Annotated in this window: 20 protein-coding genes; 10 read left to right on the top strand and 10 right to left on the bottom strand. The window is 62.9% G+C overall.

The genetic code is table 11. The annotated features are described in order from the left end of the window. Positions 1–25: 25 nt before the first annotated feature. On the bottom strand, positions 26–2,341 hold the full coding sequence (locus tag ACNFHO_RS02165) for an acylase (RefSeq protein WP_416765012.1): 2,316 nt from the start codon (positions 2,339–2,341) through the stop codon (positions 26–28). A 198-nt stretch (positions 2,342–2,539) separates the two neighbouring features. On the opposite strand from ACNFHO_RS02165, the gene ACNFHO_RS02160 reads away from it, so the two are divergent. Beyond that, positions 2,540–2,914: a fe2+ zn2+ uptake regulation protein gene (locus ACNFHO_RS02160; RefSeq protein ID WP_416765011.1), complete on the top strand. Its 375-nt coding sequence runs from the start codon at positions 2,540–2,542 to the stop codon at positions 2,912–2,914. 35 nt (positions 2,915–2,949) lie between these two features. Here ACNFHO_RS02160 and ACNFHO_RS02155 read toward each other — a convergent pair whose 3' ends face one another. After that, complete coding sequence (locus ACNFHO_RS02155) at positions 2,950–3,138, bottom strand: hypothetical protein (protein WP_054891523.1); 189 nt, start codon at positions 3,136–3,138, stop codon at positions 2,950–2,952. A 150-nt stretch (positions 3,139–3,288) separates the two neighbouring features. Between ACNFHO_RS02155 and ACNFHO_RS02150 the strand changes: the two genes are divergently transcribed. The 4 genes from ACNFHO_RS02150 (at position 3,289) to ACNFHO_RS02135 (ending at position 5,735) form a co-directional block, all read left to right on the top strand. Next, positions 3,289–3,750 carry a hypothetical protein gene (locus tag ACNFHO_RS02150; protein ID WP_063545230.1) on the top strand — a complete coding sequence of 154 codons (462 nt, stop codon included), beginning with the start codon at positions 3,289–3,291 and terminating at the stop codon, positions 3,748–3,750. Between the two features lie 231 nt (positions 3,751–3,981). Further along, entirely contained in the window at positions 3,982–4,362 is a 381-nt protein-coding gene (locus tag ACNFHO_RS02145; RefSeq protein WP_054891525.1) for a Mor transcription activator family protein, read from the top strand. Positions 4,363–4,405: 43 nt separating this feature from the next. Beyond that, positions 4,406–5,047 (top strand): DUF2589 domain-containing protein, encoded by a 642-nt coding sequence (locus ACNFHO_RS02140; protein ID WP_063545232.1) that lies wholly within the window; start codon positions 4,406–4,408, stop codon positions 5,045–5,047. Positions 5,048–5,162: 115 nt separating this feature from the next. After that, positions 5,163–5,735 carry a DUF2589 domain-containing protein gene (locus tag ACNFHO_RS02135; RefSeq protein WP_151924919.1) on the top strand — a complete coding sequence of 191 codons (573 nt, stop codon included), beginning with the start codon at positions 5,163–5,165 and terminating at the stop codon, positions 5,733–5,735. Here the strand turns inward: ACNFHO_RS02135 and ACNFHO_RS02130 are convergent. From ACNFHO_RS02130 to ACNFHO_RS02120, 3 genes are read right to left on the bottom strand one after another with little or no spacing between them, the layout of a single operon-like run. Beyond that, complete coding sequence (locus ACNFHO_RS02130) at positions 5,717–9,388, bottom strand: translocation/assembly module TamB domain-containing protein (RefSeq protein ID WP_416765008.1); 3,672 nt, start codon at positions 9,386–9,388, stop codon at positions 5,717–5,719. The genes ACNFHO_RS02135 and ACNFHO_RS02130 overlap by 19 nt on opposite strands. Continuing rightward, the gene (locus ACNFHO_RS02125; RefSeq protein ID WP_063545235.1) at positions 9,388–11,130 is read right to left on the bottom strand and encodes an autotransporter assembly complex protein TamA; all 1,743 of its coding nucleotides are present in this window, start codon (positions 11,128–11,130) and stop codon (positions 9,388–9,390) included. Before ACNFHO_RS02125 ends, ACNFHO_RS02130 begins: the two co-directional genes overlap by 1 nt. Before the next feature lie 52 nt (positions 11,131–11,182). Continuing rightward, positions 11,183–11,824, bottom strand: a complete 642-nt coding sequence (locus ACNFHO_RS02120) for a GNAT family N-acetyltransferase (protein WP_054891530.1) — start codon at positions 11,822–11,824, stop codon at positions 11,183–11,185. Positions 11,825–11,985: 161 nt separating this feature from the next. On the opposite strand from ACNFHO_RS02120, the gene xthA reads away from it, so the two are divergent. Beyond that, on the top strand, positions 11,986–12,798 hold the full coding sequence (gene xthA / locus ACNFHO_RS02115; protein WP_372822578.1) for an exodeoxyribonuclease III: 813 nt from the start codon (positions 11,986–11,988) through the stop codon (positions 12,796–12,798). A gap of 18 nt (positions 12,799–12,816) precedes the next feature. On the opposite strand, the gene ACNFHO_RS02110 is transcribed toward xthA, so the two are convergent. The 4 genes from ACNFHO_RS02110 to ACNFHO_RS02095 all read right to left on the bottom strand — a co-directional run bounded on the left by ACNFHO_RS02110 (position 12,817) and on the right by ACNFHO_RS02095 (position 15,006). After that, positions 12,817–13,689 (bottom strand): alpha/beta fold hydrolase, encoded by an 873-nt coding sequence (locus ACNFHO_RS02110; protein WP_416765006.1) that lies wholly within the window; start codon positions 13,687–13,689, stop codon positions 12,817–12,819. A 20-nt stretch (positions 13,690–13,709) separates the two neighbouring features. Further along, on the bottom strand, positions 13,710–14,330 hold the full coding sequence (locus tag ACNFHO_RS02105) for a LysE family translocator (protein ID WP_054891533.1): 621 nt from the start codon (positions 14,328–14,330) through the stop codon (positions 13,710–13,712). Positions 14,331–14,431: 101 nt separating this feature from the next. Further along, entirely contained in the window at positions 14,432–14,635 is a 204-nt protein-coding gene (locus ACNFHO_RS02100) for a helix-turn-helix transcriptional regulator (protein ID WP_063545237.1), read from the bottom strand. After that, positions 14,632–15,006 (bottom strand): hypothetical protein, encoded by a 375-nt coding sequence (locus ACNFHO_RS02095; protein ID WP_065862587.1) that lies wholly within the window; start codon positions 15,004–15,006, stop codon positions 14,632–14,634. Before ACNFHO_RS02095 ends, ACNFHO_RS02100 begins: the two co-directional genes overlap by 4 nt. Before the next feature lie 132 nt (positions 15,007–15,138). Between ACNFHO_RS02095 and ACNFHO_RS02090 the strand changes: the two genes are divergently transcribed. Continuing rightward, on the top strand, positions 15,139–15,618 hold the full coding sequence (locus ACNFHO_RS02090) for a GNAT family N-acetyltransferase (protein ID WP_112899582.1): 480 nt from the start codon (positions 15,139–15,141) through the stop codon (positions 15,616–15,618). A 532-nt stretch (positions 15,619–16,150) separates the two neighbouring features. Here ACNFHO_RS02090 and ACNFHO_RS02085 read toward each other — a convergent pair. After that, positions 16,151–16,678: an MgtC/SapB family protein gene (locus tag ACNFHO_RS02085; protein ID WP_054891536.1), complete on the bottom strand. Its 528-nt coding sequence runs from the start codon at positions 16,676–16,678 to the stop codon at positions 16,151–16,153. A gap of 147 nt (positions 16,679–16,825) precedes the next feature. Here ACNFHO_RS02085 and ACNFHO_RS02080 point away from each other — a divergent pair, with 147 nt between their 5' ends. The 3 genes from ACNFHO_RS02080 to mapR all read left to right on the top strand — a co-directional run bounded on the left by ACNFHO_RS02080 (position 16,826) and on the right by mapR (position 20,051). Beyond that, positions 16,826–17,065, top strand: coding sequence for a DUF3203 family protein (locus ACNFHO_RS02080; protein ID WP_054891537.1), 240 nt, complete (start codon positions 16,826–16,828; stop codon positions 17,063–17,065). A 121-nt stretch (positions 17,066–17,186) separates the two neighbouring features. After that, entirely contained in the window at positions 17,187–18,593 is a 1,407-nt protein-coding gene (ccoG, locus tag ACNFHO_RS02075) for a cytochrome c oxidase accessory protein CcoG (RefSeq protein WP_054891538.1), read from the top strand. Positions 18,594–18,641: 48 nt separating this feature from the next. Further along, positions 18,642–20,051, top strand: a complete 1,410-nt coding sequence (gene mapR / locus ACNFHO_RS02070; RefSeq protein ID WP_054891539.1) for a GntR family transcriptional regulator MpaR — start codon at positions 18,642–18,644, stop codon at positions 20,049–20,051. Positions 20,052–20,081: the final 30 nt, after the last annotated feature.

Here is a 20,081-nt window from a genome sequence, read left to right as displayed (position 1 = left end):
GCCACCACAGGGCCACTGATTTCGACTATTTCCCCGCGCTGACCAGTGCCTGCTCATCCCGCTCGCTCACCCCATACTGGCGATACTGAGGATCGGAGGTGATCTGCGCTTCGGTAAACGGAATAGGCGCCAATTGCCCGGCCGCAAAGGCACGCGTCTGGTCGAATGCGTGTACCGAGGCCGACTCGCTGGACAGTGAAAACGCCAGCAACCCCCTGGCCTGAGGCCCCTGCTCGGTGAAGCTGACCAGTTGCAGGTAGCTGGTACCGCTGACCACCAGACGCTTCCCTGCCCCATTGGGCACACTGACCATGGCGTTGTAGACCCCCAACTCCTGCGGGCCACCCGGCACCGGCGTGCCGTCCAGCGCTTGCTGTACCTGCCCCCAGTGTTGCTCTTGCGCCATGCCGCCTTCCTGCACCTGCGCCAACGAAGCCAGCGCCGCCTCACGCAGCAGCGCGCGCACTGCTGCTTGCTCTACTGCAAGACCACGCGGCGTGTGCTGCGGATCGGCCGGATCGAACGCCACACGCCAGATTTGCGGCTGGTCGCCCAGCGCTTCCATGATGTTGGCAAAATGCACAAGCCCCATGCCGCTGTCGGTGCCGGCCTTGCCGTTCCAGGCCTTGAGGCTGGCGCAAACAGCCTGCAGATCGCGTTCGGCGCCTTTGCACCAGTCCAGCAGCTCTGGCAGCAGTTGGCTGGCCAGATACACCTCGTCGTCCAGCACCATGTGCTGCAGCTCCGCCACGCCGAGTTTGGCGCGACCTTGCAGGCGCTGCAAGGCAAAGCGGGTACGCATCCCCAAGGGTTGGTCTTCACGGCTGATCAGCGGCGAGAAGCCTGTCAGCGGCTGGGCCGGGTTGACCTGCCAGGCCGAGTCATTGGAGTTCTGCACGAAGTCCGCGCGCTCAAGGCTTGGCTGCAGGCGCGCCGGGAAAATTCCAGGTTGCGCAGCGTCGGGGTCAACCTTCCACTGGCAGGCGCTGCGCGAACCGTCCAGTACGACCAACGGCCCGGCCAGCGACGGGTCGCTGCACTGGGCAAGCATGGCCTGGTCGACATACGGCACCACCGACTGATTCAGGTACAGCGCGCGGCCACCGGCATCCACTGCCAGGGTGTTGACCCAGGGAATGCCCTGAAGCTTGGCCACCGAGGTCTTGAGAGCATCGATGTCCTTGGCGCGATTGATCCCGTACCACTGCTCAAGCACTCGCGTGTTGTCGAGATTGGCATCGCGCAGGCTGTAGGCATATTTGCCATCCCAGTCCAGGCGCCCCGGCCACTGCACCACAGGGCCGAACCTGGAGACGTGGATCTGGCGCTGCACCTGGCTGAGCGTTCCGTCCGCCCCCTTCACCGCAACAGTGATTGCCTGCTGTTGGAGCGGCAGCGACTGGCCATCCAGCAGGTAACGGGTGGGATCCTTCGGGTCGAGCTGCAGACGGTAGAGGGTGAAGTGCTTGGAGGTGTCGACGGTGTGGGTCCAGGCCAGATCACGGTTGAAACCGATGTTGATCACTGGCAACCCCGGCAGCGCCGCCCCCATCACATCCAGTTGCCCGGGAATGGTCAACTGCATCTGATAGAACCGCAGGCCGCCAACCCAAGGGAAGTGCGGGTTGGCGAGCAACAAGCCACGCCCATTGGCCGAGCGCTGCGCACCGACGGCCACAGCGTTGCTGCCACGCTCGCTGGCGAACGCCTGCTGGCGTGCCAGGGCCACGCTGTAGTCGGCCTTCGGCCTGTGCACGGCCAGCCCCGGCGGCGTCGCCGCAACCACCGCTTCGGCGAACTGGCCGATACCCCCTTCAGCCAGCAGTCGGCGGGTCAGCTTCACCAGGTCCAGGCTGGTGATTGGCCTGACCCAGTCGCCCGCCCCGCACTCCACCGGCAGCCCCTGGGCCTTGCGTTCGGCAAGCGCTCGGTTGTAGCCGGCAGCGTAGCCCTCCAGGCGATGGCGAATGGGCGCCGACTGCGCCTGGAGGAATCCGTTGACTGCCGCATTGTCGTTCAGCCAGCTGAAGAACAGATCGCTGTCGAGGTTGTCGCGCTGCTCGACCGTCTTGCCTTCGGCACCGAAATATTTCGATCGCTCACCATTGACCGTGAGCACTTCGTCAGCCAGCAGGCACAGGTTGTCCTGGGCATAGGCGTAACCGATGCCATAGCCCAGGCCGCGCTCATCGCTGGCCAGGATGTGCGGCACACCGAAGCTGGTGCGGCGAATCTGCGCCGAAGCATCGCCGGCAACTTCCCGCGCCTGCGCGCCGGCAGCAGCGGTGGCAAGCACAATGGCCAGGCCAAGGCAGGATAAGGGTCGCGATAGTGGGATCACGGGCACTCCTGGGGAATGAGAGGTCATCCCGATCAGACGAGCGGCCGGATGAAAATTTTACGTCTTGCGCTACGCGGGAACGTCTTGAAAAGGACGTGGCAGTTTTTTTTCAGTCAGAACTGCAGTTTTCCCGCGCTCATTCGTCCTAATAGTTAGGCACTCATGATTTCGGGACAGTCCACGAAAAGGAGCATTCACATGTACAACCCGCAACTGCAGGCGCAGCGCCAGCGCACCGCTGAGCGCACATCGCCGCAAGACAGCACTGACGCGCAGGAACGTATCGGCAACGAACAGATCCGCGAACTGTTGCGCGCCTACGGCCTGCGCACCAGCCTGATTCGCCTGAAAGTCATCGATGCGCTGCATTCGGCCGATCGTAGTGGCCGCAGCATCGGCGTACGCGGGGTGCATGCGCAGCTGGAGCAACTGGATATCCCGCTGTCATTCCTGAGCGTGCGCGAAGTGCTCAAGCGACTCTGCACCGAGGGCGTCATCAGCCTGGGCGATGACAAGTGCTACAGCCTTCAGCCCGCAGCCCGCGCCGTACTGGAGCAGAACGCCCTGCGCTGATTCCCCGGCCGGCCAGGATGGCCGGCTGGCCTGCGTCAGGACTTGACCTTGCGCCGCAGGATGCCGTTGATCACCACGACGACCACGGCGATACCAATGGCCAGGTACTGGAAGGTCTGCTCGCTGATCGTGCCCTGTTTCTGCAGGTAGCTCAGGCCGAACATCACACCCATCATCACCACGATGATGAGGATCGAATATTTGAAGCGCTGCATGTGTGTCATCGGCAATTCCTTGGAGCATCAGGGACAAAAGAAGCTCGTCACGAGCCGGCCACATGATACATGGCCAGATCCACACGCGATGCATTTCCTGCTGAGCTTCGCCGCTCAAGATTGAAAACATGGACGCCCGACTCGTGCCCCGGAGCGACCATGCCAACACCCATCCTGCTTTGCACCTTGCTGTTTCTCCCACTCACCTGCGCCCACGCCATCGATACCAGCACCCTGCCCCGCGAACAACTGCTCGAGCTCGGCACACGCCTCGAAGCGTCCAGCGGCAGCAACCAATGGCAGCAGTTGTGGCAACAGGTTCGTGGCAACGGCTTGTTGCAGGCCCAGCCAGGCCAGTTGCGCTTCGTCCCTCCCCCCTCGGAACTGCCGGCCATGGTCAGATTGACCTTGGCACAGGCGCAGCATGTGGAACCCTTCGCCATTACCCACGCGCGCTACCGCCGGGTATTCAGCCCGCAAGTCATCGGCTATCGCGGTAGCCAAGCGCTCGAAGCACTGTGCGTGGACGTGGACTGGCGCGCATTGCCCGCCGCAGCGGTTTCCGCCCCTCAGAGCTACCTGGGCTTGGCGAGCCTGCGCAAAGCCTACCCCTGCGATTGAAATGGGTACCGACACCCTTGGAACACGCCTAAAAAGTCGACCGAGAAAGAACAAGACCTACTGGAAAATCACCGCTCAACTTCCTACGTAAGAGCTCTCCTCTGCCTGCAACAAACGCTCTACAGGAACTACAGAGCATGGGCCACTTGGCGCCTAGGAATGATCGGGAGAGGTGGCTGAGAATCCCTGGGCACCCATCGTGCTGGCCTCTAAGACACAGGGAAATCGAATATGGAACTGCCAGATCTGACTGCAATCGATGTCGCCCAGCTACCTCATTCACTGCAATCGCTGATCGAGTGCATCGGCCTTGAAAATGCGTACCGGCTGACCTGCGCCTACGGCGGCCGCCCCAAGTACATCCCCAAACACCGTGACCGCACACGGCTGGCCGATCTGCTGCCAGCCGACGCGCTGGACGCACTGATCAAGCGCTATGCCGGCATTGCCCTCGAGATTCCCAAGGCCGACCACTTCCAGCGCCAGTTGCGCAACCTGCAAATCCAGAAAGAAAGTGCCAGCGGGCTGTCGCGCAGCCTGCTCGCGGACAAGTACGGACTGAGCCTGCGTCAGATCGGCAACATCCGGCGCCAGGACAACCACCCCCACTGAAAACCGGGCCTGAACATTCACCGCCCCCGAAGGAGTATCACCCATGTCCATTGACAACAGCCTGATCGGTTCCGTCATCAACTCTCTACCCATGGACCGAATGATTGCCGGCCCCTTGCAGGCCATGGTCCAGGCGCAGGTCACCGCGAGCAAGTCGTACGCCGACTTCCTCATGAATGTCTGCATCCAGGATGGCAAGGCAGTCGCCATCCAGTTCGACTACGACGAGACCATCGTCGGTGAGGATGGCGAATACAAAGGTATCGTCGCCAAGAGCATGAAGGTGCCACTGCTGGCGGCCATCACCCACCCGAACATTGCCATCGACGAAGGCAAGATCGAGTTCGAGATGACCATCAACCAGATGGCCGAGGACCGATCCTCCAAGGAGGCGGAAGGCAGCATGGAGGCCTCGCTCGGCTGGGGACCGTTCAAGCTGAATGTGAAAGGCAGTGTAAGCCACAAGTCGGAGCAGACCCGCAAGACCGATACCCGCGCGCGCTACGCCTTCAACACTACCGTGCGCCGTCAGCAACCACCGGAAGCCCTCATGCGCGTGATGGAATTCCTCACCGATGCTGCAACCAAACCTGCCGTGCTCGCCAGCTCAGAGCTACGCAGTACCGACAGCATCTCCAGCGAAGACACCCTGGCCGGCGCTGAGAAACCCGCTACAACGACTTGATGCGCAATGCCCTACCTCACCCACACCTGCCGCAGGTCCCCTCCGGGGCACCTGCGGCCTGCGCACTGGAGACCCTTGATTGGATCAGCCCTGCGAACACGCTCAACCGACCCCCATGACATCCACCGACCTGCGCGACATCACGCGCGGGCTCCAGGAAGCCGCCGCGGCAACCAATACCCTGATTGCCCAGCAATACCTCAGACTCTTCGATCAGTTCTTCGACGTGGACGCCGAGCAGCCGGGCATGCCGATGCGCGCCAAGATGGTCGAAGTGGCGATGGACGACACGCACACGTTGCGCATCCCGTTGATTGCCTTGGTGTCCACCAAGGGCCTGGCCCTGGAGCGCATGCAGGTCGACCTGTCGGTTCACGTGAAGAACGCTCAGGCCCGACAGGATTTGCTGCAGCAGGCCAACGACACCACCTCGTGCTCGCACTTCAAGGTCACCGTCGGCGCCCAAACGCGCCGTGGCGAAGGACGCGACCCCGACGAAGTACAGATTCGCATGCAGTTCCAGGCCTGCGAGCCGCCCGAAGCGATCAACCGGCTGATCGAGGAGTACACCAACCTGATCATGCCTGTGCGCACACCGCCCATGCCCGCCCCGGAGCCAGGCGCAGACGGCAACGAGTTCATCGAAGCCGCCACTGTCCGCCGATCAGATCAGAAGTCGCGTTTGTAGAAGATGTCCAGCGAGCTCGCCAGCCCGCTGGCGGCCTCCAGATAGACCTTCTTGCTCAGTTTGTAGCGCAAGGCAATGGTGTTGGCTGGCTCGAACACACCGACCCCATAACGCAGGCTGAGGCGTTCGGTCAGGTTGCCGCTGGCCACCACGTTGGTCTTGTTGCCCGAACCTTCGGTGTCGAGCTGAAAATCATCGATTCCCAGGCTCGAGGCCAGGCTCCCGGTAATCCCGGCGCTACCGGCAAGGCCCAGGCCCAAGGCCGCTTCAGCCAGCATGTTGTTATCCTCGCCAGAATTGCCCAGGGGACGTCCCAGCACGAGATACGACAACGCCTGCTCCTGGCTCATGGCCGGCTCCGAGAACACTTGGGTAGTCGGCTGCTCGGCACTGCCGCTCAGGCGAATACCCGCAATCACGTCATCGACCTTGCGGATCGCTTCGATATCCAGGTATGGCTGATCGAGGGGGCCTGCGAACAACAGCCGCGCACGACGGATGGTCAGGCGCTGGCCGTAGGCTCGATAACGACCGTCAGCCAGGCTCAACTCACCACGCGTGTCCAGGTTGTCACCTATGTGCACATGACCCAGCAGATTGGCGGTCAGGCCAAAGCCGCTGAAGGACAACTTGTCACGACCGACTTCGACATCGATGTCCATCGCGACCGCCATCGGCGGCGTGCCCTCTTCGGTCTGGTGGCCGATAATCACCGTGTCGTCGGAGACCTTCACCGTCGAAGGCGGCAGCTCGCGCACGGTGATCTTGCCCTTGGGTACCTGAACTTTGCCGGTCACTGCCAGCTTGTCGCCGGACAGGCGGATATTGAGGTCCGGCGCGACCTCCAGCGCGGCATAGGGCTCGACGTTCACTGGAAGCTGCTGGCCTTGCAAACGCAAGTCGACAGCCAACGCCTGCCCCCAAGCCAATTCGCCGGCCAATTGCCCGCGCCCGGCCTCGCCACTTCGCCAGTCACCGCTGATCCGGATCTGCTCCCCGGCCACGAGCGCACGCAACGACAAGTCTTCCAGGCTGACCGGCAACTCGGCGCCACTGACATGCCCGCCGCTAAGCGTCAGGTTGCCGTTGACCTGGGGCGCCAGCAAGGTACCCGACAAACGCCCGTCGCCGTTGAGCTGCCCGGTCAGGCGCTCGACCATCGGCACGAAAGGCCGGGCGATCGACAGGTCCAGCCCGGAAAGGCGAAATTCACCGGAAAGCGGTTTGTCCCGGCCCAGGGGATCGATGCGTGTCGACAGGTTCAACGCCCCCAACCGGTCGCCACGAAACGCCAGCGACGTGTCTACCCGGCGCGGTGCCAAGGTACTGTCCAGGCGGAGCGTCTGGTAGGGAAAGTCGATCCAGCGCCCGTTATCACGGACCCGCAGCGTGCCGCCGCTGGCATCGATGCGCACCGTGCCTTTGGGGCCGCTGGCCGGCATATCCAGGTTGATGTCGGCATTGAGCATGCCTTGCCAGGCGAAATCCTTCGGCAGCCACTGGGCGAGACTGTCGATGGGGAACTGCTTGAGGTGGTAGCGCAAACGTGGATCCGGCGCCAGGCGCTGATCCTCGCCACACAGGCTGGCAGCGCCGGAGCGCCAGCAATGTGCACCGAAGTCGAGCTGGCCGTTGGCCAGGCGCTGCAGGCGTGCGGGGGCTTGCAATTGCCAGTCCTGACCGCCCGCCTGGATGCGCCCGCTGGCCAGGCGGCCACGCCAATCACCCTTGCCGAGCGTGCCGTCCAACGCAAGGTCGAGCTTGAGCTGGGGTCCATTCAGCGCCACTGTCAGCGCCTGCTGGCGGATATCACCTTTGCCCGTGGCATCAAGATTGCCCAAGGCCGTTTCGCCCAGGCGGATATTGCCGGCCTTGAGGGTAATCAGTCCACGCTGGGCGCTGTCCAGGCGTGCGTCGAGATCCAGGCGCTGTATGCGGTTGTCGGCCTGGGCCAGCTGTTGCCCCTGAAGACTCAGGACACCCTGCGGCGCAGCCAGCGTGCCAGCCAGATCGAGGCGACCTTTGACCTGCCCCTGCAAGCGCGGCCAGAGCTGGCCAAGGCGCGGCAGGTCGAGATCGAGGCGACCGGCAAGGCGTTGCTGCAGGCTGCCACTGCCATTGATCCGGTTGTCACCCAACTGGATCGCCAGCGCACCGAGCGTCCAGTCCTCACCTGCACCCTTGGCATCCGCCTTGAGCACCGCCGGCTGACCACGCAGGCGCCCTTTGAGGTCGAGTTGGGCATCGAGCTGCAGACGCTCGTTCTTCAATTCGCCCTTGCTGCGCAGCGGCCCTGCCAGGGTGCCCGGCAGCTCCGCCAGCCAATAGGCGGGGTCGAGCGCCGACAGTTGCAGATCGACATCCCAGGTAGTCGCGTCGGCAAAGCCCAGCGCCACGGCACCCGATGCCTTGCCCTGCCCGGCGACCAATGCCAACTGTGGCAGGCGCACCTGGGTCAGGTCGCCATCGAACGGGCTGGCCAGGCTGAACGCACCGGCCGGGCCATCGAGGTCTCCTTTGAAATCACCGTTGTAGGTACCGTCGCGATAGTGCACCTGGGCGTTGAAGCGTTTGAGCGTGACTTGCGGTGCTTCGTCCATCGGGTACAGACGCAGCCAGGGAAAATCGAGCCAGTCGATCCGGGCATCGGCCGTCAGCCCTTGCTGCCAGTCGGCACTGGCCTGCAACGTGAGGCGCTGGGTCTCACTGGCGCTGAGGTCCAGTGTCTCGAGCCGGGCGCCCTTGGCATCGACCTTGCCATTCAGGGCCAGGGCCACTGGCCCCTGCTCGGCCGGAAGGCTGGCCGTACCCTTGAGCAGGTATCCCTTGAGCAGGTCGCCCTTGGCCTGAAGATTGAGCTGATTCAGTTGCAGTGGGTCGGGTAACGAGGCAGAGGGCCGGAACGTCTCGGCGCGGATCTGCAGTGTCGCGGGCAAGTGATCGGCCAGCGCTTGCAGCTCACCCTCGAGCTTCGCCTCGAGATAACCCGTGCTGGTGCCCTCGAGGGCCAAGGTCTTCTGCAGGTCGCCCTTGGCATTGAGCACCAATTGCCAGGCCTGCCCATCCACTGCCGGCAGTTGCAGGGTGGCATCGGCCTGAAGCGGCCAATCCCCCTGGGGCTGCAGATTGCCCTGCAGGCTCAGGTGCAGGTCGTCACGCTGCAATTGCAGGGCGTCGATACGCAGGCCTTCGGTGGTCCAGTGGGCGGCCAGTTGCAGGTCGCCGAGCAGGTCACTGCCATCCAGGCGTAACTGACCGATCTTGACCTCACCCAGCTCGATTGCGATCGGCAAACGCAGTTCGGGCAGTTGCAACGGCCCAGTGTCTGGCTGCGACTCACTCGCAGCGAACGCCATGTCGATGCGCTCGGCTTGCAACCGCTGCACGCACAGCGTGGCGCGCAACAGGCACGAGGGTGACCATTGCAGTTGCGGTGCCTGCAGCTCGACCCGGCTGCCATCCTGGGCCCAGACCACACGGGCGGCCTGCCATTGGCCTCCCAGATGGCCCTGGAAGTCCTCGACCTCAAGCCCCTGCACCCGGCTCAGAGCCCAGCGGCTGCCCGCTTGCGTTCCCAGTACCAGCGCTGCGCAAAGCCCCACCAGCACCAGCAAGCCCAATACGATCGACAACACAGGTTTGAGCAGGCGCATCACAGTTCAGGCCCCATGGAGAAATGCAGCCGGATACCACCGTCGTCGTCCAGCGCGCGCGCCAGGTCCAGACGCAGCGGCCCGACTGGCGAGACCCAGCGCACGCCGATGCCGACCCCGGTCTTGAGGCTGGGCAGTTCCAGCGAATTGAACGAATTGCCCTGGTCGATAAAGGTCGCCACGCGCCATTTCTCCGTGACCGAATATTGGTACTCTGCACTGCCGGCCACCAGGTAGCGGCCACCGATACGGTCGCCCTTGTTGTTCTTCGGCGACAGCGTCTGGTAGTCATAGCCCCTTACGCTCTGGTCGCCACCGGCGAAGAAGCGTAGTGAGGGCGGGACGTTCTGCTGGTAGCCGTTGGTAGCGCTGCCACCGAACTGCACGCGCCCGAGGAAGCGATGGTTCTGCCCCAGGGTGGTGAGGCCCTTGAGCAGGACATTGCCATGCACCAGGTTGGTGTCCGAGCCCAGCCCTTCCTTGGCCGCCTGCAGGTCGAACTGCAGGCGATAGCCATTGTGCGGGTCGATGCGGTTGTCACTGCGCAAATAGGAAAAGCTCACGCCAGGCATCAGCAGGTTGCTCAGCCCGGAGTCGTCGCCCAGGCGGTACTCCTCGCGCTGGTACTTCAGCGAGATCACCCGCTGCCAGCCGCTGGGCAGTTTGCTGTGCCATTCGGGGCCGACAGTCAGCAGCTTGCTGAGGGTGTCGGTGCCGGCGATCTCTTCGTTCTGGTAACCACCGGCAAAGCGCAGCTTGTCGGTCAGTGGAGGGTCCAGCGGGATGTCATACCACAGGCCGACGTTCTGCCGGGGCGCCGAGAGCTCGGTCTCCCAGCCATAACTGTGGCCTTGGGGATTGACCCAGTGCCGTGTCCAGTTGGCCTTGCCCCGTGGCCCCACGTCGGTCGAGAACCCCAGGCCCAGCCCCAGCGTTCGCGGTTTACGGGTATCCAGGCGCACGTCCACCGGCACCACGTCATCGACCGCCGCCGTCGGCGCCGCATCGACACGTACTCCTTCGAAATAGCCACTGGACTGCAGGTCGTTATTGAGTTCGGCCACCAGTTCGGAATCGTAGGGTGTTCCCGGCTTGAAGCCGACCATGCGTTGCAGCAGGTCGTCGTCCAGCGGTGCGTCGCCACCGAAGGTCACCTTGCCCAGGCGATAACGCGGGCCACTCTGGTACACCAGCTCGATATCCGCAACGCCTGCTTGCGGGTCTACCGCAAGGCGCTGACGGGAAAAGCGCCCGTCGAAGAAGCCATAGCGCGAAGCCTGGTTCTGGATCAGCCGCTTGGCGTCCTCGTAGACACCATGATTGAGCTGCTCGCCCGGGCGCAATGCCTTGCTGTCCGGAATGCGAAAGGCCTTCATCTCGCTCGCCGGGCCTTCGATGCGCACGGTCACATTGCGCAGGCGCACCGGCTCGCCAGGGTCGACCCGAATGATCAGTTGTACGGGTTGATCGGCCTTGCTCGGCGGCTTGACCTCGGTATCGATCTGCGCCTGGTAGTAGCCCAGCGCCTGGGCCGCCTTGCGCGCCTGCTCCTCAGCCCCGCGGCTGAACCGCAGCAAGGCCTCCTCGTCGCGATCGCCCAGGCTGCCGATGTAGCCTTCGATATTGGCCTGCAACGTCTTGTTGGACGGTTTGACCCGTACCAACAGTTCGCTCTGGCCCCATGCTGTGCAGCTGGCGGCGAGCAACAGCACGCCCCAACCAAGTCTTCCTGAATACGTCATGCGGGGCATGCTACCAGAGCGAAGCGGCAGCGTAAGCCGCAGGAGGTTGCGATCAAGCAATTGGCGGGTTGGAGGACAGCGGATTCGGATGAAAGAACACTCTCTCTCGGATTGGCCCGACCGCGACCTCACCAATCTCCTGATAGCCCTGGCGCTCGTAGAAGGCCAGGTAATGGGCATTGCCGGTGTCGAGGATCACGCCTTGGGTATCGGGATCGTCGGCGCACCAGTCGTGCACCGCCTGTAACAATTGCTCACCATAGTGTTGTCCCTGAAACTGCGGGTGCACCCCCAGCAGAGGCAGCACATGGACTTGCTGACTGGGCAGGCACGCCGCCAGTGCCGCTTGATACTCGAGGTATCGACGGGTGCAGCGCCGGCCTGTTCCCAGCAGCATGCGCAGGCGCCAGGCCCAACTGTCGGCCACGCCAAGGCGACGTTGCGGCGGCACGATCAGCGCGGCACCGACCAGGCGGTCGTCGACCAGCACACCGATTGCCGGCAACTGCAGGTAGAAGTGCTGACGCACCCATTCGCGCACCATCACCCGCAGGCGCCGCTCATAACCCCGTCGCTGTGCATCGAACAGATAGGCGAAGGTCGGCTCGTGGCGATAGGCATGGTAGAGCAGCGAACGCACTTCGCGGCTGTAGCCATCGTCGAGCAAGCTGATATGCGCCGGGGCGTCGGACATTGCGATGATCCTCCTGGAATGTACGTAGCAGAGCCTTGGAGGCGTCATGTCGCACATCGTTCCCCCTCCAGCACGTTAGCAGCGCCCCAGCGACGCTGCCACGCTGGTGATGACGGCCGATGTCGGCTAGCATCCGAGGCTTTTACCAGGATCGTCTTTCCATGAAGATCGTCTCGTTCAACATCAATGGCCTGCGCGCCCGCCCGCACCAGCTGGCTGCGCTGATCGAGAAGCACCAGCCAGACGTCATCGGCCTGCAGGAAACCAAGGTCAGTGACGATCAGTTCCCGCTGGCCGAGGTACAGGCATTGGGCTATCACGTGCATTTCCATGGCCAGAAGGGCCACTACGGGGTTGCCCTGCTCTCGCGCCAGGCGCCATTGTCGCTGGTCAAAGGCTTCAGCACCGATGAAGAGGACGCTCAACGCCGCTTCATCTGGGGCACCTTCGCCGATGCCGACGGCACCCCGATCACCATCATGAACGGCTACTTCCCCCAGGGCGAAAGCCGCGACCACCCCACCAAGTTCCCGGCCAAGCAACGCTTCTACAGCGACCTGCAGACCCTGCTCGAAGGTCAGTTCCGCAATGACCAGCCATTGGTGGTGATGGGCGATGTGAACATCTCGCCCCAGGACTGCGACATCGGCATCGGTGCCGATAACGCCAAGCGCTGGCTCAAGACCGGCAAATGCAGCTTCCTGCCCGAAGAACGTGAATGGATGGAACGCCTCAAAGGCTGGGGCCTGGTGGACAGCTTCCGTCACCTGCACCCGGACGTAGCGGACCGCTTCAGCTGGTTCGACTACCGCAGCCGCGGTTTCGAGGACGAACCCAAGCGTGGCCTGCGCATCGACCTGATCATGGCGTCGCAGGCACTGCTTCCACGCCTGAAGGCGGCGGGCGTCGACTACGAACTGCGGGCGATGGAGAAGCCCTCGGACCACGCCCCCATCTGGCTGGAACTGGCCTGACGGCGCAGGCCACCGGACTCAACCGCGCAGGAACGCCTCGACCGCCTGCGCGGCGCTCACCGGGTCTTCCTGCATGAAGCAATGACCACCCGCTACCTGCCGCTCACTGACATTGGCATTGAGCCCCACCAGGCGCCGTACCGAATGCGGCACGAACGGATAGGTGGTTTCACCATGCAGGATCAGCGTCGGCGTGGTGATGCGCTGCAGACTTGGCCACATGCGCGCCGGGAAGGTGCTGAAAATCTCAACCTCACGGCCGGGTCGGCACTTGAGCACCACGCCTTCGCCGCAATCGCCGATGGCATGCCCGATATACGCGTGCAGCGCCGCGTCGCTCCAGCCCTTGAAGATCCCCCGCCCCTGCAGCGACGCCAGCGCCGCCTCGCGGTCTGGCCAATGGCTGCGCCGGGTTGCGGCCTTGCGCGCCAGGGCATGACGCCGGTGCAGGCCCACCAGTGCCGCCGCGCCCATCACCCCGATCATGCGTCGGCTGAACAACACCGGATCGAGCAGTACTGCACGCTCGAATAACCCAGGCCTGCTGGCGAGGATCAGCCCGGTCAGCACCCCACCAAAACTGTGTCCGAGCGCATGGCGCGGCACATCGCCAAACGCCTGGCGCCCCGCCTCGAATGCTTCCAGGACCAACTCCGCAGTACGGTTCCAGCCACGAAAGGCGCCGCCGTGATCGCTGTCGCCGTGCCCCTGGACGTCGCACAACCACAGGTCGAAGTGCTCCCCCAGGCGCATCAGCATGGGCTCGTATGCCAGGCAGCAGAAACCGTTGCCGTGCAGAAAATGCAGCAACGGTTTGCCGCTCGGCTCGGAATGCCAACCCCGTAGCGTGAAACCTTCCGAGCAATCATGGGACCAGGGAATCAGCTGCATCGTGTACCGCACTCATCGAACTAGGAAAACGACGATTCTACAAACAGCAGCGGATACAACGAAATCACCAGCAGCAAGGCCATCAGGACATTGAACAGCATCAGCCAGCGCGGATTTTGCAGAAGGTTGCGCAAGGCGCTGCCAAACATGACCCAGATCCCCACGCTGGGCAGGTTGACCAAGGCGAACAGCGCGGCGATGACGATCACGTTGAGCACATAGCCCTGGGCCGGGGTGTAGGTCGTGATCGCACCGACCGCCATGACCCAGGCCTTCGGATTGACCCACTGGAAAGCAGCCGCTCCCCAGAAGCTCAGGGGCTTGCGCGTCCCTGCGGCATCCCCTGAGATCGGCCCGGAAGTGGCGATCTTCCACGCCAGGTACAGCAGGTAAGCGGCCCCCACGTAGCGCAGGATGCTGTACAGCGGCGGCCAGGCCTTGAACAGTTCGCCCAGCCCGAACCCCACGCCCAGCACCATCAGCATGAAGCCGATGCTGATGCCCATTGCATGGGGGATCGAACGGCGCACACCGAAGTTGACGCCGGACGCCAGCAACATGGTGTTGTTCGGCCCTGGGGTGATCGAAGAAACGAAGGCGAACAGGATGAATGCGGTGAGCAGATCGTATGAGCCGAGCATGGCAGGGACTTCCGTCAGGTACTGATTATCGTGTCCTGCCACACTAGCGGAACCCCTCTCGCGCAGACCGGTACAGTTACCTTAAATTAAACCTGTACACATCACTGTACCGCCGCAGAGGGATCGAAGATCTCTTCGATACTCAACTCGAAAACCCCGGCAATGCTGAAGGCCAGCGGCAGGCTGGGATCGTAGCGGCCGGTCTCGATGGCATTGACGGTCTGGCGCGAAACACCGAGCCGCTCGGCCAGTTCGGCCTGCGACCAGCCACGCCCATTTCGCAATTCACGGATGCGGTTGTTCAACGGTAACGCCTCACCCCGATGAAGGTCCCCAGGGCCCACAACGGCCCCATCAGGCTCCAGACCATGAACATCGACAAACGTGGGAAGCCTGCGGTCTCCAGAAAACCGTAGCTGAAGGTCAACAGCGCCGTCGCGACGAACGCCAGCCCCAACGCCTCCAGTTGGATGCGCCGGACCATTTCATCAAGGCTGCGCAGTTGCTGCACCACAGCCCAGGCCATACCGATCATGGCCGGCACCGGCACCAGCGCCACCAGGGTCTTGGCAATGCCTGGTGCCATGGACGCGAGGAAATGGCTGCTGACCAGCACACAGGCCATATAGGCGACGAGGAACAGGACGAATGAAATCACATGACGTTTGTGCAGCATGCCAACAGCCTCGGATGTAAAGTGTGTTTTACATTGAAGGCGAGGTCGCGCGCCATGTCAAGCTTGCTTTACATCTCGGCAAGCCGGCCCAGGCCCATTACCATGGTGCCCGCCAACCACAAGGAAGCCTTCATGAGTCTGACCATCCGCCCTGCCCGTCGCGCCGACGCCGCCCAGATCCTCGCCTTCATCACCGAGCTTGCCGACTACGAGCGCGCCCGCCACGAAGTGGTAGCGACTCTCGCCGATATCGAGCACAGCCTGTTCGATGAAGGCAGCACCGTGCACAGTCTGATGTGCGAGCGCGACGGCACGGCCATCGGCTTTGCCGTGTACTTCTATAGCTACTCAACCTGGCTGGGCCGCAACGGCATTTACCTCGAAGACCTATACATCACCCCCGAACAACGCGGCGGCGGTGCTGGTCGCCAGGTACTGCGGCACATCGCGCGCGAGGCCGTAGCCAGAGGTTGCGGGCGCCTGGAATGGAGCGTACTGGACTGGAATGAACCGGCTATCGGTTTTTACCAGGCGCTGGGCGCAAAAGCGCAAGATGAATGGGTACGTTATCGCCTGGACGGCGAGCGCCTGAAGGCATTCGCACAGGGGTAAGCCGCGTCCGACCACACGACTGTGTCAAAAGTGTTACCCGGCCCCGTCCACCCAGCAAAAAATCGGGTAACACGGAAACAATTCGCGAGATTTTCAGGTCGTGAAAAATCGCCCAAAATCTCTAAGTCATTGATTTTAATGGATATTGAAAAGTTGGCACGGCATCTGCTTTATCTCTGGCACAACAAAAATAAAAAAACGTGATACCCCAATAAAAACAACATGCACCGGCTCTGACATAACAAGAACAACACGGCAGAGGCGCAGCAAGCAGATTTTTTTGGAGTAGACACGCGTTCCAGGGGTTCGTCCCCGCGACCTGACGCAGAACAACAAAACTACCTCGAGGTAGCGACTGTCAGGATCGGATCAGCAATGATGAAGGCAGGTCAGCGCTCAAAAAAATACGTTTGCTCTTGGCCCCGGATAGGGGCCCGGTTACACCGAAACAGGCTGACAAAAACAACAACAGGCCGGTTTTCAATAATAAAAAGAGCAGGCAACAACGCTTTGAGGGGAGCTTCGGCTCCCCTCAGTGCTTTGTGTTTTCCTCATTCTTCGCCTCACCACCCTCCCCCTCGACCTTCTCCACCAGCACCGGCATGCTGCTCAACACCAGCAAGGCCAGCACCGTGCTGACCAACGCCGTCGCCTCGCGCCCCATGCCCGCCGCCGTGCCGATCGCCGCCGTCATCCACAGGCCGGCTGCCGTCGTCAGCCCTTTAACGTGATTGGTGTCCTGGCCATGGCCCTTGAGAATGGTGCCCGCGCCGAGAAAACCGATCCCGGCGACGATCCCCTGTATCACCCGGCTCAGCGCCTGTGCATCGGCACCGGCCATGCTCGGTGCCAGCACGAACAGGGCTGCACCCATGGACACCAGCATGTGTGTCCGCACCCCGGCCGACTTGCCCTTGTGCTCGCGCTCGAAACCCAACACCGCGCCAAGCACCGCCGCCATCAGCAGACGCACGAGAATCCGCGTCACCTCGCCTTCATCGGTGATGTCGGTGAACTCTGCCCGTATCGCTTGCCAAACATTCTGCCACCAGGAATCCATGGGTTTCTCCACACCAGCGCGCCGTGGCCTATTGAAAGATTGACCGCTGCGTTTGCCCGGAGTGCGGCAGCATCCGCCCGGCAGAACGATGCAGCAACCCGAAGCTCGCCGTGGTCACACCCGTAACCACCTGCGGAGGGTAACGTCATGCCGGTAGAAATCGACGAAAGCAACCAACGCTGCACACTGATCGGTGACAAGCTGCGCATAGAAGGCCTGGGGCCGGAGATCGAGATCTTCACCGATGAACAGCTGCGCATGTCGGTCGCGGTGCTGGCGGGTGAACGTATACCAATCACCGAAGCCGAAGCCGACGCCCTGACCGTGATCGGTGCGGTGGATAGTCGCAGACATCTCAAGAGCAGTGCTCCAGGCTCGGTAATCTGAGGCCTGCAAGGGACTTCTCGTTCATCTGATATGGTTTTTATCGCTCTACCTGAGCCTGTGCTGTAAACAGATCGGGGGCCATAGTGCCCGGGCCTGATCGAGGCCTGATGAGCGAACCACCATGAGCGAGAGAATCCCCTTCCGAATCATCCAGATCGAGCCTGCGGCCAAGACCCCCAAGCGCCACGCAGACGGGCGCATCCAGACCCGCAGCTTCACAGGCCTGTACCGCAACCTGCGGATCGGCTTCGCCGGCCTGTTGTTCGTGTTGTTCTTCGGCACGGCCTGGCTGAACTGGAACGGTCGCCAGGCCGTGCTCTGGGACCTTGCCGACAGCAAGTTCCACATCTTTGCCGCAACCTTCTGGCCACAGGATTTCATCCTGCTCTCGGCACTGCTGATCATCTGCGCGTTCGGCCTGTTCGCCATCACCGTCTTCGCCGGGCGGGTGTGGTGCGGCTACAGCTGCCCGCAGAGCGTCTGGACCTGGCTTTTCATGTGGTGCGAGAAGGTCACCGAAGGCGACCGCAACCAGCGCATCCGCCTGGCCGCCGCGCCCTGGAGCCTCGGCAAGTTCGCCCGCCGCAGCCTCAAGCATGGGTTGTGGCTAGCCATCGGGGTGATCACTGGCCTCACCTTCGTCGGTTACTTCACCCCCATCCGCCCGCTGGCCCACGAGCTGCTGACCCTTCAGCTGGGCGGCGTAGCGCTGTTCTGGGTGGTCTTTTTCACTGCCGCCACCTACCTGAACGCCGGCTGGCTGCGTGAAGCCGTGTGCATGCACATGTGCCCCTATGCGCGCTTTCAGAGCGTGATGTTCGACAAGGACACCCTGGCCGTGGCCTACGATCCAGGTCGCGGTGAAAGCCGCGGCCCCCGCAAGAAAGGCAGCGACCGTCAGGCACAGCATCTGGGCGACTGCATCGACTGCACCCTGTGCGTGCAGGTCTGCCCCACCGGCATCGACATCCGCGACGGCCTGCAGATGGCCTGTATCGGTTGCGCTGCGTGCATCGACGCCTGCGACGGGGTCATGGACAAGATGGGCTACCCCCGCGGCCTGATCGGCTACAAGTCCGAACACAACCTCCAAGGCGGCCGCACCCACTGGCTGAGACCGCGCCTGCTGGGTTACGCCACGGCCCTGCTGGTCATGATCGGTGCCCTGGTGATGGCCTTGCAGATGCGCCCGATGGTGTCGCTGGACGTCATCAAGGACCGCGGCCTGTTCCGTGAGAATGCCCAGGGCCAGATCGAGAATATCTACCTGCTCAAGATCATCAACAAGACCCAGCATCCCCAGCACTATCGACTACGTCTGGTCGACGCCGAAGGCTTCGTGCTGCACGGCAAGCAAGCGATATTCATTCCTGCCGGAGAAATGAGCGAACTGCCGGTATCGGTGGCGATGCTCGCCGACCGCCCCACGAGCAGTTCGGTAGACCTCACATTCGAAGTACAGGACAGCGACCAGCCGCAGGTGCACAGCCGTGCACGCAGCCGTTTCGTTGCGCCGCTCAACCGCTGATCCCTTACACTGCCTTGAACCTTGCCTGCCAGGCCGAATAACACAACGATGAAACGCTACGAACGATTCGCCGACGATATCGCCGAACTGATCCGCTCCGGGGTGCTTGGCCCCGGACAGCGTGTGCCCTCGGTACGCTACGCCAGCCAGACCCATGGGGTCAGCCCCTCCACGGTGTTCCAGGCCTATTACCTGCTCGAGCGCCGCGGGCTGATTCGTGCCCGGCCGCGTTCGGGCTACTTCGTCAATACCCACGCACCTCGCCAGTTCAGCGAACCCCAGGCACAGGCACCGGTCAGCGAATCCACCGATGTCGATGTCAGTGCCCTGGTATTTTCCATCCTTGATTCGATCAAGGACCCTCACACCGTCCCCTTCGGCTCGGCCTTCCCCAGCCCCACCCTGTTCCCGCTGCAGCGCCTGGCCCGCTCGCTGGCCAGCGCCAGCCGCGCCATGGACCCACGCGTGGTGGTCACCGACCTGTCACCGGGCAACCCGCAGTTGCGCCGCCAGATCGCCCTGCGCTACATGGTCGCCGGCCTGATGCTGCCGATGGAAGAGCTGCTGATCACCAATGGCGCGCTGGAAGCCCTCAACCTGTGCCTGCAGGCAGTCACAGAGCCTGGAGATCTGGTTGCCATCGAAGCCCCAGCCTTCTACGTGTGCCTGCAGGTGCTCGAACGACTGAAGCTCAAGGCCGTGGAAATTCCCGTGCACCCACGTGAAGGCATGGACTTGGGTGTACTGGCACAAACCCTGGAGAAACACCCGGTCAAGGCCGTATGGTCGATGACCAACTTCCAGAACCCGGTCGGCGCGAGCATGCCCGAGGCGAAAAAGCAGGCACTGGTCGAACTCCTGCACCGCCACCAGGTGCCGCTGATCGAGGACGACGTCTACGCCGAGCTCTACTACGCCCAGCAAGCGCCCAAGCCGGCCAAGGCCTTCGACCGCGACGGCCTGGTCATGCACTGCGGCTCGTTCTCCAAGAGCCTCGCCCCAGGCTACCGGGTGGGCTGGGTCGCCGCCGGCCGTTTCGCTCAGAAGATCGAGCGGCTCAAGCTAATGACCTCGCTGTGCGCCTCGATGCCGGCCCAGGCCGCCATCGCCGACTACCTGCAACATGGCGGTTACGACCGCCACCTGCGCAAGTTGCGCTACGCCCTGGAAGGCCAGCAGGCCAACATGCTCGCCGCCATTGCCCGCCATTTCCCGGCGCAGACACGGGTAAGCCAGCCCGCCGGCGGCTACTTCCTGTGGCTGGAACTGCCCGAGCAGATGGACGCGCTCAAGCTGTTCCACATGGCCCTGGCGCAAGGCATCAGCATCGCACCGGGGCCGATCTTCTCGCCGACCCGGCGCTTCGGCAACTGCATCAGGCTGAACTACGGCAGCCCGTGGAACGACGCCACGGAGACTGCGATGGAGACACTGGGGCGTATCGTGCGCTCATTCTGAAGGATCAGCCGCTATAGTGAGGCTACCTGC

It is taken from the genome of Pseudomonas sp. NY15374, from assembly GCF_048068255.1.
Lineage (GTDB): Bacteria > Pseudomonadota > Gammaproteobacteria > Pseudomonadales > Pseudomonadaceae > Aquipseudomonas > Aquipseudomonas machongensis.
Note: the sequence above shows the minus strand (reverse complement) of the source record. Positions and strands in the feature narration are given on the sequence as shown.